Origin of the sequence: Paenibacillus sp. FSL R5-0887 (genome assembly GCF_038002305.1) — a bacterium.
GTDB lineage: Bacteria > Bacillota > Bacilli > Paenibacillales > Paenibacillaceae > Paenibacillus_AQ > Paenibacillus_AQ odorifer.
The window spans coordinates 2,057,597-2,070,863 of sequence record NZ_JBBOCE010000001.1 but is presented as its reverse complement, the minus strand read 5'-3'; the positions used below and the strand labels follow the sequence as shown (position 1 = coordinate 2,070,863).

Sequence of the window (13,267 nt, the reverse complement as noted above, 5' to 3'; positions counted from 1 at the left end):
TTGATTGTTATTTATCGATCAAATCCTAAATTTGTATGCAAAATACAGCTTTATTTAATGAAAGTCGCTGTAAATATTGACATTGAAAATGAGTTTATGTTATATAAAAAGAAGAATTAGCACTCATCTAAGAAGAGTGCTAATCACGATGTGCTGGATAAGAAGGTTATTTTGAAAGGAGATTTATTTATTCATGGCCAAAAAAGAGTTTAAAGCCGAATCGAAAAGATTGCTGGAAATGATGATTAACTCCATTTATACACAACGGGAAATATTCCTGCGTGAGCTGATTTCCAATGCAAGTGATGCGATTGATAAGATCTATTACAAAGCATTAGCTGATGAAGGCCTGGTCTTCAATAAAGAGGATTATTATATTAAAGTGACCGCCGATAAGGCGAACAGAACCTTGACGATTTCCGATACAGGTATCGGGATGACACAAGAGGAGCTGGAGAATAACTTAGGTACAATCGCGAAGAGTGGATCTCTTGCTTTTAAGAAAGAGAACGAAGCTAAAGATGGCCACAACATCATCGGGCAGTTCGGGGTGGGCTTCTACGCTGCGTTTATGGTGGCTGATGACGTTATAGTGATCAGTAAGGCATTAGGCAGTGACGAGGCCTTTAAATGGGAGTCTAAGGGCGCTGAGGGCTATACCATCGAGACTGTCGAGAAGGATTCTGTCGGCACTGATGTGATTTTGAAGATTAAAGAGAATACGGAAGAAGATCAATATGATGAATATTTGGAAGAATACCGCCTGAAATCCATCATTAAAAAATACTCCGACTTCATTCGTTTCCCAATTAAAATGGACGTGAAGGAGCAAAAGCCAAAAGAAGGCACGGAGAACGAGTTCGAAGAAGTTATTCAAGAACAAACCGTAAACAGCATGGTGCCTATCTGGCGCAAGAACAAAAGCGAGCTGACTACAGAAGACTATGATAACTTCTATGCAGAGAAACGTTACGGCTTCGATAAGCCGCTTAAACATATTCATATCAGTGCTGATGGTGCTGTAGTGTACAATGCAATCCTGTTCATTCCAGAAAATACGCCGTTTGACTATTACACAAAGGAATATGAAAAAGGTCTTGAGCTCTATTCCAATGGTGTGCTGATTATGAACAAATGTGCGGATCTGCTGCCTGATTACTTCAGCTTTGTAAAAGGTATGGTGGACTCAGAGGATCTTTCCTTGAACATTTCCAGAGAGATGCTCCAGCATGACCGTCAGCTGACTCTGATCGCTAAGAACATTAAGAATAAAGTGAAAAGCCAACTGCAAAGCCTGCTGAAGGATGAAAGAGAGAAATATGAGCAGTTCTATAATGCTTTTGGCAGACAGCTTAAGTTTGGTGTCTATAACGATTATGGGATGCACAAAGACACCCTTCAAGATTTGTTGATGTTCTACTCCTCTAAGGAGAAGAAGCTGGTTACGCTGGACGAATACGTCTCAAGAATGCCAGAAGATCAGAAATATATCTACTATGCTTCCGGAGAGTCGATCGACAGAATCGAGAAGCTCCCGCAAACCGAGCTTGTATCGGATAAAGGGTATGAAATTCTCTACTTCACTGATGATATTGATGAATTTGCGATCAAGATGATTCAGTCTTATAAGGAAAAAGAATTTAAATCCGTATCCAGCGGAGATCTGGGGATCGAAGCCGACGAAGCGGACAAGCCAACGGAAGCGGAAGAGAACGAAAACAAGGAGCTTTTTGAAGCGATGAAGGACATCCTGTCCGGCAAAGTGAAAAATGTCAAAGCTTCCAAACGTTTAAAGACTCATCCGGTATGTCTCTCTGCTGAAGGTGAACTGACAATCGAGATGGAAAAAATCCTGAAATCGATGCCGAATGGCCAAGAGGTGCAAGCGGATAAGGTACTCGAAATCAACATCCATCACGAAGTGTTCCAGTCCTTGAAGGCGGCAGCAGAGAACGACAAAGAAAAGCTCGGTTTATACACGAACCTGCTGTACAACCAAGCCCTGTTGATCGAAGGTCTACAGGTTAGTGATCCTGTTCAGTTCACCAATGATATTTGCAAAATCATGAAATAATATGAAGTACAGAGACCATCCAATTGTATTATGATTGGGTGGTCTTTTTTATTTCAGTATTTCATTTTGTTGTGCGAAAAAGGTAGTAATCAATTTCAGAGTCATTATTTGTGCAACCGCTGATCGAATAGATAATTTCACCTTGTGTGCTTTTTTTACTCGTCACTTCGGAGCAGGTATCGGTTCTGACTCCTGTGTTGCTTCCACCAAATGCATCATTAGAAGTATCATAGCTGTAATTAATCACGTTACCGTCAAATTTTAAATCCTTAAATATGGGATCGCCTTCATCTGTGTAACTTGTAACGCGTATATTGTCTGCTTTTTTGCTGGAGAGATTAGTTATAAATTTCTCGAATTTATCGAGGTTGTACACTTTTTCAAAAGAAACAATATCCCCTCTACTGATGGCTTCTTTGGAAGTATAGGGTTCACTTTTGGGAACAGAATTAACTTTATTATCGGAACAACCCCATACTCCTGCTAGTAAAAGAACAGAGAGTGTAAGCAAATTTACTTTTTTCACTGAGGGACCTCCTTGTAACGTATTTATATAAAAGACGGAGATTAACTGGAAAAGTTACAGAGAGCTTGATGTTTCACATTGACAATAAACAACAAATTGAGTATTATTTTCTCTAACTTGAATATGTAAAAGCAAAGAAGAGAAAGAGTACCACGGCAATTCTTTCAACAGAGAGCTCCGGTCGCTGAAAAGGAGTAAAGAAAACCCTTGGGAATATGGTCTCAGAGCTGCGCATCGAAACCTTATGGGTTGTAGGCTGCGCCGGAACCTGCATCCGTTACAGTGCTAGGGTATAAACGTTAATTAACGTCGTACCTGAAGAGGTAAATGTCATGAGGCATTTATAAAATTAGGTGGTAACACGTGAGTAGAACTCTCGTCCTTTGTGGATGGGAGTTTTTTGTTGTCTAAAAAAAGGAGGAGAAGGTTAATGAGTAATGTGTTTATAGGTGGCGCTTGGCCGTATGCGAATGGATCTTTACATCTGGGGAGATTATCAAGTGTGTTGCCTGGGGATGTGCTGGCACGATATTTTCGCTCCAAAGGGGATAACGTATTATATGTATCAGGCAGTGATTGCCATGGCACACCCGTAGCAGTTCAGGCTGCGAATGAAGGGATTACGCCGGGAGCTTTTGCAAGCAGATATCATGAAGAGTTTCTGAAGTGTTTTGAACAGCTGGGATTTAGTTATGATCTATATACTCGAACGGATCAACAGCAGCATCATAAGGTTGTGCAAGCGTTGTTTACAAAGCTGCTAGAGAATGGTCATTTATAAAAAAAAACCATTGCTCAATGTTACTGCGAGGTGGATCAGCGCTTTTTGCCAGACAGATATGTGGAAGGGACTTGTCCGGTATGTGGTGAGCGGGCGCGAGGGGATCAATGTGATTATTGTTCTACGATTCTAGATCCTGCCGATTTGTTAGACAGAGTCTGCAAATTATGTGGGAATACACCAACAGAAAGGCCGACAGAACATTATTATCTTAGCTTATCTAATTTTCAGTCTGAATTAACGGAATATGTAGAGGAAGCACAATTTTGGAGAGAAAACGCTATAAAACTGACCAAACGTTATTTACAAGAAGAGCTGCAGGACCGCGCGGTAACAAGAGACTTGTCTTGGGGTGTAGATGTTCCTGTGGCTGGATTTGAAGATAAAAAAATTTATGTTTGGATTGAGGCGGTAAGTGGTTATTTATCAGCCAGTAAGCAGTGGGCTGCACAGTCCGGAGGAAACTGGGAGGATTTTTGGTTAGAGGAAAAAGGGGCGATTACCGCTTATTATGTGCATGGTAAAGACAATATTCCTTTTCACACTTTAATATGGCCGGCTGTGTTATTAGGAGCAGGAGGTCTGCATTTACCGGACAGGATTATATCTAGCGAATATTTAACCCTTGAAGGGCAGAAATTCTCCACTAGCCGAAATTGGGCGGTCTGGGTACCTGATATTTTAGAGCGGTATCAGCCAGATTCTATTCGTTATTTCTTAATTGCCAATGGACCTGAGAAGCGGGACACGGATTTTTCCTGGAGAGAGTTTATTTATAGCCATAATGGAGAGCTGCTTGGAGCATTTGGTAACTTTGTGAACCGTTCATTGGCTTTTATAGATAAGTTTTATGAAGGGAAAGTGCCAAATGGGCAATTAGATAAGGGGTGGAAGGACAATATTGACCTCTTGTATCTGGAATCAGGACGGCTTATTGAGGCTGGGAATCTAAAAGATGCGCTGGAGTTTATTTTTTCTTATGTGCGCAAGGCAAACCAGTATTTCGATCTGCAAAAACCATGGATACAGATAAAAGAGGATCAGGTTTCTTGTGATTCTGCAATATACACATGTGTGCAGATTATTGCGAACTTAGCGAATTTGTTGCATCCGTTTCTACCGTTCTCTTGTGACAAGATCAGGGGGTTCCTGTCGTTAGAACTACCGAATTGGCAGCCTTGCTCGGTGCACCCTTACCAACAGGTTACTGATTTACAATTATTGTTTGAACGAATTGATATTAGCCGTATTAAAGAAGAAGAGGATAGGCTAGATCAACAGCAAGTGAATAAATAGAGCTGGTATTTATCCATTCCTGAAGCTTTCAATAAACTTGGAAGCCAATGATGATAAGTATTTATCCTTAATCCAGACGGCGGCGACCCGCGTGCGTAGTGATTCACTACTGATTTCTTTATAGATCAAATTATGGTTACTCGTTAATTCGAAAGCGGATTTGGGGATGATTCCGATGCCAAGACCAGCGTTTGCCCAGAGCAATGTTGTTCTAGCATCATCATTCATACAGAAAATCAGCGGATCAAAGCCGTTCTCAAGACATGTTTCCCGGATAAGCTGCTCAAAACGGCGGTAGATAATAAGTGGCTTATCCTTTAGCTCACCGATCTCAATAAAGGTTTCATCCGTTTTCCAGTCATACTCAGGTGTCATTACGGCAATCATAGGTTCAGCTTGTGTGTAAAGACATTCTAAATTTGTACCATTAAAGGGTGTCCTAACAATTCCGACTTCGACAATACCTTTATTCAGGAGGTCAATGATTCTAAAGGTATTTCCTTCATGAATCTCAAATTTCACACCTTTATACGTTTTGTGGAACTCACATAGCCGATCTTGAAGCAACGTAGCTCCAGAGGAGGAAACTGTACCAATGGCTAGGGTTCCTTTTAAACCTTTGACAAAATCAGTGAGCTCACGGGCAGTGGAATCTGCCAGCTCCAGGATTTGTTGGGCACGGTCCCGCAATATGGCTCCAGCTTCAGTGAGCTGCACGCTGCGTGGACCCCGTTCCACTAGCTTTACACCGAGTTCTTCCTCTAGGAGCTTTAGCTGCTGGCTCAGCGGAGGCTGGGCCATTTGCAGTTTTTTGGCTGCAGATGTAATCTGTCCTTCCTCAGCTATCGCCATAAAATATTTAAGTTGTCTAATATCCATATAAAAATCCTCCGAACTTGAGATATGCTAATCGTATGGGAGCGATACGAATCCAATATTATTAATATGTGAGTAGATATGCCATAATCATAACTGTTCTTATACATATTTCAAGTGGTTAAATACTTCTTATGTTGGGTGTGGATGAATTTGTTCAAAATTGCAGTATATTTAAAGCCGTACAAAAAAGAAGCGATCATTGGACCGATCTTCAAACTGATGGAAGCGATTCTGGAGCTGATTTTGCCTACCATTGTCGCATTGATCATCAACAACGGGGTTGGTAATCATGACAGCGCCTATGTTTACCGCATGGGTGGCCTAATGGTGCTGATGTCACTGCTTGGCTTCGGCTGCTCCATGGTATGCCAATACTATGCAGCCCGGGCTTCACAGGGATTCGGTACGACACTACGCAATAAGATGTTTAGACATATCACCTCTTTGTCGTATGCTGAGCTGGATACCTTAGGTACACCTACACTGATTAATCGGATTACCAATGACGTAAACCAGCTGCAAATTGCTGTGGCTATGCTAATTCGTCTAGTTATTCGTGCACCGTTTATCTGTATCGGGGCTATCCTAATGTCCATGATTTTGGATTTTAGATTATCGCTGATTCTAATTGCGGCAACACCGATTTTTGGCATTATTTTATATTTTATTATCACCCGTAGTGCTCCTTTGTACCGAAAATACCAGCAGAAGCTGGATGCCCTTGCGCTCGTACTGAGTGAGAATTTATCGGGGATTCGAGTGATTCGTGCTTTTGCCAAAAGACGTACAGAAAAAGAACGTTTTGATGCTTCATCCGATGATTTGACTACTACAGCGATCCGGGTTTCGCGGATTTCTGCTTTGCTTGGGCCGATGACTACACTTGTAGTAAATGCGGCGATCATTGCTATTTTGTGGGTAGGCGGAATTCATATCGATGGGGGCCGATTGTCTCAAGGGGAGATCATTGCCTTCATCAATTACATCACTCAAATCTTGCTGGCGCTGATAGTGGTCTCCAACTTGGTCATTATTTTTACCAAAGCCTCATCCTCAGCTAATCGTGTAAATGAAGTGCTGGGTGTTAAGGTCTCCGTGTCTGAGGAAGGAAATGCTGTGATTGCTGAACCTGACCATGCTGCCCCTGCTATACAATTCGATCACGTATCCTTTGGGTATAATACGACAGGTGAATCGGCATTAGAGGATATATCTCTAGTAATTAATCGCGGAGAGACCGTGGGCCTGATTGGCAGTACGGGTTCAGGTAAGTCTACTTTTGTGAATTTGATCCCTCGTTTTTATGATGCGGTGCAAGGTGAAGTAAAAGTGGATGGTGTGAATGTCCGAGATTATAAGCTGCAGCAGCTTCGTGAGAAGATCGGGATTGTACCGCAGAAAGCTGTGCTGTTTACAGGAACGATTGCTGAGAATATACGTTGGGGCAAGGAAGATGCAACTGAGGAAGAAATCATGCAGGCAGCCTCTATTGCTCAAGCGGAGGAGTTTATACGTAAATTACCCGAAGGGTTGAATACGCAAGTATCTCGTGGGGGATTAAATTTATCCGGTGGACAAAAGCAGCGCTTAACCATAGCTCGTGCAGTAGTAGGAAAGCCATCGATTCTTATTTTGGATGACTCCTCCAGTGCGCTGGATTTCTCCACAGATGCGGCACTTCGAAAGGCTCTCAAAGAGAGCAGCCAGGAAATGACCGTACTCCTTGTCTCGCAGAGGGTAAGCACTGTAAGGCAAGCGGATAAAATAATGGTATTTGAGGAAGGGCGGATCGCCGGTGTCGGAACCCATGAGGAGCTGATGCGTGGTTGTGAAGAGTATAAAGAAATCTGCCTGTCCCAGCTATCAAGTGAGGAGTCGGGCCAATGAACAAAAATAACATTTGGAAAAGACTTATTGTATACACAGGGCATTATAAAAAAATAGCTATAGGTGCAGTAATCTGCGCAATACTCAGTGTGATTGCCAGTCTAATTGGCCCGCTGTTCATCGGCAGCGCCATCGATTTTATGATCGGGCCGGGAGAGGTTGATTTTGACGCCGTACTTAGACTGCTTTTGATTCTGGCAGGGGTGTATATTGTCGGCAGCTTTTTCGGATGGCTTCTTACCTACCTGACTAATCGAATTGCCTATCGGACTGTATATGACTTACGGCGGGAGCTTTTTGATAAATTAAATGTTTTGCCGTTAAAATTTCACGATAACCACCCGCAAGGGGACAGCATCAGCCGGTTTGTTAATGACATGGATGCGGTCTCTGATGGACTGCTGCAAGGCTTCTCAACACTGCTCACGGGGATCATCACTATCGTGGGGGCAATTGTACTTATGTTGTACATTAGTCCTTTAATGACCCTAGTTGTTCTTCTGTCAGCACCCGTTACATTTTTTGTGGCAAGATTCATTACGATGCGCTCTCAGAAGATGTTTAAGGAGCAGGCTAAAATTCTGGGCGGTCTCAACGGATACGTGGAGGAAATGATTGGCGGACAAAAAGTGGTCACAGCTTATCATTATGAAGACCGTGCACTGACCCAGTTTGAAGAACGAAACGAGACTTTGTACCAGACTGGCGTGAAATCACAATTTTACGGTTCCTTGTCCAATCCGACAACACGGTTAGTAAATAATATTACCTTCTCTGTTATCGCGATGATCGGTAGTGTTATGGTGATTCGCGGGCTTGTGACGGTAGGGGATTTGTCCAGCTTTTTGATCTTCTCCAACTTGTTCGCTAAGCCGTTTAATGAAATTACAGGTGTGATTACGCAGCTTCAATCGGCAACGGCATCAGCGCAGCGGATCTTCGCCATTCTAGACCTCTCGCCTGAACCAGCGGATGCAACAGACGCCAAAATTATGAATACAAGCCAAGGGACGATTACCTTTGAAAAAGTATCCTTTGCTTATAATCCTGAACGTCCTCTGATTAATGATTTCAGTCTGGAAGTGAAACCAGGTACCCGGGTTGCAATTGTAGGGCAGACGGGAGCGGGGAAGACCACACTGGTTAATCTGCTTATGCGTTTTTATGATGTGGATAAGGGTTCCATCAAGATTGACGGCGTGGATATCAAGACGATTACCCGTGACAGTCTGCGGCGTAATTTCGGGATGGTGTTGCAGGACACCTGGCTTTTTGGCGGCACAATTAGAGAAAACATTGCCTACGGCAAACCTGAGGCTACCGAAGAAGAGGTCATCGCTGCTGCTAAGGCTGCAAATGCTCATAGCTTCATTAAACGCCTGCCTGAGGGATATGATACAAAGATCAGTGGCTCAGGAGATAATTTGTCGCAAGGACAAAAGCAGCTGCTTACCATAGCACGAGTGATGCTCGTAGATCCGCCTATGCTCATTTTGGATGAAGCCACCAGCAGTATTGATACGCTGACTGAGGTACGGATTCAGAAGGCTTTTCTAAAAATGATCGCTGGTCGGACCAGCTTTGTAATTGCTCACCGTTTGTCAACGATTCGAGAATCGGATCTCATTCTTTTCATGAAGGACGGAGACATTGTCGAAAGTGGCACGCATGACCAACTCCTAGCCAGCGGTGGATATTACGCCAGATTATATAACAGTCAGTTCGCATCAGCTTAGACTTTGCATTAAGAAAAAGAGCATTCAATCCCTAAATTGGGGGTGAATGCTTTTTTTGGTTGAGTTAGTTTTGTTTGGTTTGGTTTGGGTGTAGCCCGCCGTCACCAAAGATTTGCTTAGCGTTCGAAAGTAGTTAGCTCCTCGTCACCAAAGTCAGTCTGCTTAATGTTCCAAAGTAGCTATCTCATCGTCACTAAAGTAATTTGTTTACCGTTCCAAAGTAATTGTTTACCCTTACGGACCGTATTGCAGCTAAATTGTGTTTTTGGCGCCTTTTTTCGAGGTAACGGACTGCATAGCACTTATTCGGCTGAATTTGCAGGAAAAAGGAGTGGATATGGCACAATAGCTGCATCTGAGTCCGAACGATGTGTAAAAAGGCATGAATTTGCGAAATAAGGGCGCCTCGGTCCGATACATAGTAATGGCAGCCACCACCAAAGGTAGATTGCTTCTGATCCGGAGTAGATTGCTTAGAAAGTCGTTTGCTCAGTGTTCCAATGTAGTTAAATCATCGACAGTTTGCTTAGCGTTCCAATTTAGTTAGCTCATCGTCAGTCTGCTTAGCGTTCCAAGTAGTTAAATCATCGTCCCTAAAGTAGTTTGTTTAGCGTTCCAAAGTTAGCAATCTCATCGTCACCAAAGATTTGCTTAACGTTCGAAAGTAGTTAGCTCCTCGTCACCAAAGTCAGTCTGCTTAATGTTCCAAAGTAGCTATCTAATCGTCACTAAAGTTATTTGTTTACCGTTCCAAAGAAATTTTTTACCCTTACGGACCGTATTGCAGCTAAATGGTGTTTTTGGCGCCTTTTTTCGAGGTAACGGACTGCATAGCGCTTATCTAGCTGAAATTGCAGGAAAAAGGAGTGGATATGGCAAAATAGCTGCATCTGAGTCCGAACGGAGTGGAAAAAGGCATGAATTTGCGAAATAAGGGCGCCTCGGTCCGATACGTTGCAATGGCAGCCACCACCAAAGGTAGATTGCTTCTGTTCTGGAGTAGAATGCTTAGAAAGTCGTTTGCTTAGCGTTCCAAAGTAGTTAGCTCATCGTCACTAAAGTAATTTGTTTACCGTTCCAAAGTAGTTTGTTTAGCCTTGCGGACCGTATTGCAGCTAAATGATGTTTTTGGTGCCTTTTTTCAAAGTAACGGACTGCATAGCACTTATTCGCCTGATTTTGCAGCAAAAAGGAGCGGATATGGCACAATAGCTGCATCTGAGTCCGAACGGAGTGGAAAAGTGCGTGAATTTGCGAAATAAGGGCGCCTCGGTCCGATACGTAGCAATGGCAGCCACGACCAAAGGTAGATTGCTACTGTTCTGGAGTAGAATGCTTAGAAAGTAGTTTGCTCAGTGTTCCAATTTAGTTGGCTCATCGTCAGTCTGCTCAGTGTTCCAATGTAGTTAGCTCATCGTCAGTCTGCCTTAGCGTTCCAAAGCTGTCAGCCAACCGTCTCCAAAGTAGTTCGCTTAGCGTTCCAAAGTTAACTATCTCATCGTCACCCAAGTAGCTATCTCACCGTCCCCAAAGTAGTTTGTTTGTCCTTACGGACCGTGTTGCACTTAATCGTAATTTTATCCCACCCGTTAGAGGTGAAAATCTCAAAATAAAATATTTGCAAACGAATGAACTATCTGGACGGGCTAAACGTATTATAAGAAACGTATATTGAACACGACGAAGCTACAGTAAATATGGCATATTGAGAGTGTTATGAGATTGGAAGGGGAGTGGCAAGATGTTGACAATCAAACATTTTACCAAAAGCTATAAGGGTGGCAAGAAGGCAGTAAATGATCTGAATTTGGTGGTCGAAAAAGGTGACATCTACGGCTTTATCGGTCATAACGGTGCAGGGAAAACAACGACTATCCGAGCAGTGGTCGGAGTTTTAGATTTTGAGGAGGGGGATATCGAGATTGGTGGGTACTCCATTAAAAAAGATCCCTTAGCCTGCAAAGCGATTACTGCGTATATTCCAGATAATCCGGATTTATACGATCATCTGACGGGCATTCAGTACTTGAATTTTATTGGTGATCTTTTTAGCGTATCGAAAGCGGATCGGGAGTTACTGATAAAGAAATATAGCGATGAATTTGAGATTACCTCTAATCTGGGGGATTTGATCTCCGCGTATTCTCATGGTATGAAACAGAAACTCGCGATTATCTCTGCGCTTATTCATAAACCGAAGCTGCTAGTTCTGGATGAACCCTTTGTGGGACTTGATCCAAAAGCGGCACACACGCTCAAGAGAATTATGGCGGAGATTTGCAGCCAGGGCAGTGCGATCTTTTTTTCGACGCATGTACTGGACGTGGCCGAGAAGCTCTGCAATAAGATCGCCATTATCAAAGCGGGTGAATTGATCACTCATGGGAAAACAGAAGAGGTGAAGGGTGACAGCAGCCTTGAAGATGTGTTTTTGGAGTTGATAAAACATGATTAATATCTGGAGATTGACGAAAATTCAGCTGATCTCATCCTTTGGGTTAAATAAAGCTTTGCATACACGAGATATGAAAGAAAGACGAAAAATGCTTTTGCTGAGCATCGGTATCTTAATAGGGATAGTCATGATGGCAGTGGTTTCGTTTGGATATAGCTTCATGATAGCAGAGACCCTTGAACAGATAGGCCGTCCAGAGCTGCTGCTTGCGATTATGATGGCTGTTACATGCTTGATTGGATTTTTTACAACGATCTATAAGGCGAGTGGGGTATTATTTGGCTCCAAAGATTACGATCTCGTAATGTCGCTGCCTATCAAAACGAGCCATATCGTAGCAAGCCGTGTAGTTCAGCTCTACGTGCTGAATATACTGTTCTCATTGATGGTGATGGTGCCAGCAGGTGTAGTTTATGCTATAAAGGTAAATCCGGCAGTAGTGTATTATTTATTTTTCATGATAACGCTGCTATTTATCCCATTAGTGCCGATCATTGCTGCAACGATTATTGGGGCATTGATTAGTTGGATCTCCTCACGGTTTAAAGGAAGTCGTTTAATAAGTCTCATTCTGACTTTTGCCGTAATCATTGTTATTATTTTAGGTTCAGGCCAAATGAATGGGAATGACCCGCAGTTAATTGCGGATATGAGCACACAAATTGCCGATCAAATCTTTAACTTATATCCTTTGACGGTCATGTATGTAGATGCTGTCTGCTCGTATCAGGTAGCTCCATTACTATTATTTATAGGAATTTCATTACTTTCTTTTATGCTGTTTACCCTTATTCTTGGCAGCAAATATAAAGCAATACACACAGGCCTTACGACTTCTTACTCAAAGAATAAGTATCAAATGAGGTCACTTGCAGTCTCTTCACCGCTTTACACATTGTATAAAAAAGAGCTGCGCCGCTATTTCAGTTCTTCTATATATGTGCTAAATACAAGTATTGGTATGGTAATGCTACTTGTCATGGCGATCACCTTACTGTTTGTTAGCTCAGAGCAATTAGGAAAGATTATTGAGATACCAGAACTCTCTAATTATCTAAGCAGATTGGCGCCACTATTTGTTTCCTTCTTTGTAGCATTAAGCTGTACGACCTCGAGTTCGATTTCGCTTGAAGGTAACCATATTTGGATTTTAAAAAGCGCTCCCGTTCCGACAAAAACTATATTATTAAGTAAAATCGCAGTGAATCTCACCATTACTGTGCCGATTGTGATTGTTAGTAGTGTGCTTCTTATGATTTCTCTGGGCACTGGCTGGATGGAGAGCTTGTTATTGCTAATAATCCCCGTCCTATACGCTTGTCTTACCGCAATGGTAGGTGTGATCGTAAACTTGAAGCTTCCTAAACTAGAGTGGACCAATGAAGTCTCTGTAATTAAACAAAGTGCTTCAGTCCTTGTAGCGATGATTATAGGATTTATCAGCTTGCTGATTCCATTTGGTTTGAGTTTTCTTTTATCTGATCTAAATGGTAATCTCGTTATGTTAGGGATTGGTGTGGTGATATTAGTGGCGTGTGGAGTGATGTATAGATACATCCAGTCCACAGGAGAATTTTTATTTCGGGCTCTTTAAAAAAATAGGGCATTCCAAAAGCCGAAATTGGCTGCTGGG

At 42.5% G+C, this 13,267-nt stretch carries 7 protein-coding genes, 1 pseudogene and 1 other annotated feature; of the genes and pseudogenes, 6 read left to right on the top strand and 2 right to left on the bottom strand.

The window, feature by feature from the left end; all coding sequences use genetic code 11:
• Positions 1–193: 193 nt before the first annotated feature.
• A complete protein-coding gene (gene htpG / locus MKY14_RS09240) occupies positions 194–2,074 on the top strand; it encodes a molecular chaperone HtpG (RefSeq protein ID WP_340976365.1) in 1,881 nt (626 codons plus the stop codon).
• A gap of 61 nt (positions 2,075–2,135) precedes the next feature.
• Here the strand turns inward: htpG and MKY14_RS09235 are convergent, their stop codons facing one another.
• Complete coding sequence (locus tag MKY14_RS09235) at positions 2,136–2,600, bottom strand: DUF4362 domain-containing protein (protein ID WP_076301612.1); 465 nt, start codon at positions 2,598–2,600, stop codon at positions 2,136–2,138.
• Positions 2,601–2,725: 125 nt separating this feature from the next.
• Positions 2,726–2,987, top strand: a binding site (T-box leader).
• 43 nt (positions 2,988–3,030) lie between these two features.
• Here MKY14_RS09235 and metG point away from each other — a divergent pair.
• Positions 3,031–4,677 (top strand): annotated as a pseudogene (gene metG / locus MKY14_RS09230) (methionine--tRNA ligase).
• A 9-nt stretch (positions 4,678–4,686) separates the two neighbouring features.
• Here metG and MKY14_RS09225 read toward each other — a convergent pair.
• On the bottom strand, positions 4,687–5,556 hold the full coding sequence (locus tag MKY14_RS09225; RefSeq protein WP_340976364.1) for a LysR family transcriptional regulator: 870 nt from the start codon (positions 5,554–5,556) through the stop codon (positions 4,687–4,689).
• A 150-nt stretch (positions 5,557–5,706) separates the two neighbouring features.
• Between MKY14_RS09225 and MKY14_RS09220 the strand changes: the two genes are divergently transcribed.
• The 4 genes from MKY14_RS09220 to MKY14_RS09205 all read left to right on the top strand — a co-directional run bounded on the left by MKY14_RS09220 (position 5,707) and on the right by MKY14_RS09205 (position 13,228).
• Positions 5,707–7,443 (top strand): ABC transporter ATP-binding protein, encoded by a 1,737-nt coding sequence (locus MKY14_RS09220; protein WP_076306620.1) that lies wholly within the window; start codon positions 5,707–5,709, stop codon positions 7,441–7,443.
• On the top strand, positions 7,440–9,179 hold the full coding sequence (locus MKY14_RS09215) for an ABC transporter ATP-binding protein (RefSeq protein ID WP_312148480.1): 1,740 nt from the start codon (positions 7,440–7,442) through the stop codon (positions 9,177–9,179). Before MKY14_RS09220 ends, MKY14_RS09215 begins: the two co-directional genes overlap by 4 nt.
• Positions 9,180–10,920: 1,741 nt before the next feature.
• Entirely contained in the window at positions 10,921–11,634 is a 714-nt protein-coding gene (locus MKY14_RS09210) for an ABC transporter ATP-binding protein (protein WP_036688363.1), read from the top strand.
• Positions 11,627–13,228 (top strand): hypothetical protein, encoded by a 1,602-nt coding sequence (locus tag MKY14_RS09205; RefSeq protein ID WP_340033255.1) that lies wholly within the window; start codon positions 11,627–11,629, stop codon positions 13,226–13,228. The genes MKY14_RS09210 and MKY14_RS09205 overlap by 8 nt, the downstream gene beginning before the upstream one ends.
• The last annotated feature ends 39 nt before the right edge of the window (positions 13,229–13,267 follow it).

Bases quoted from the DNA above. Each gene is read 5' to 3' on its own strand.
- htpG (WP_340976365.1), top strand. From the start codon at position 194: ATGGCCAAAAAAGAGTTTAAAGCCGAATCGAAAAGATTGCTGGAAATG.
- MKY14_RS09225 (WP_340976364.1), bottom strand. From the start codon at position 5,556: ATGGATATTAGACAACTTAAATATTTTATGGCGATAGCTGAGGAAGGA.
- MKY14_RS09215 (WP_312148480.1), top strand. From the start codon at position 7,440: ATGAACAAAAATAACATTTGGAAAAGACTTATTGTATACACAGGGCAT.
- MKY14_RS09210 (WP_036688363.1), top strand. From the start codon at position 10,921: ATGTTGACAATCAAACATTTTACCAAAAGCTATAAGGGTGGCAAGAAG.
- MKY14_RS09205 (WP_340033255.1), top strand. From the start codon at position 11,627: ATGATTAATATCTGGAGATTGACGAAAATTCAGCTGATCTCATCCTTT.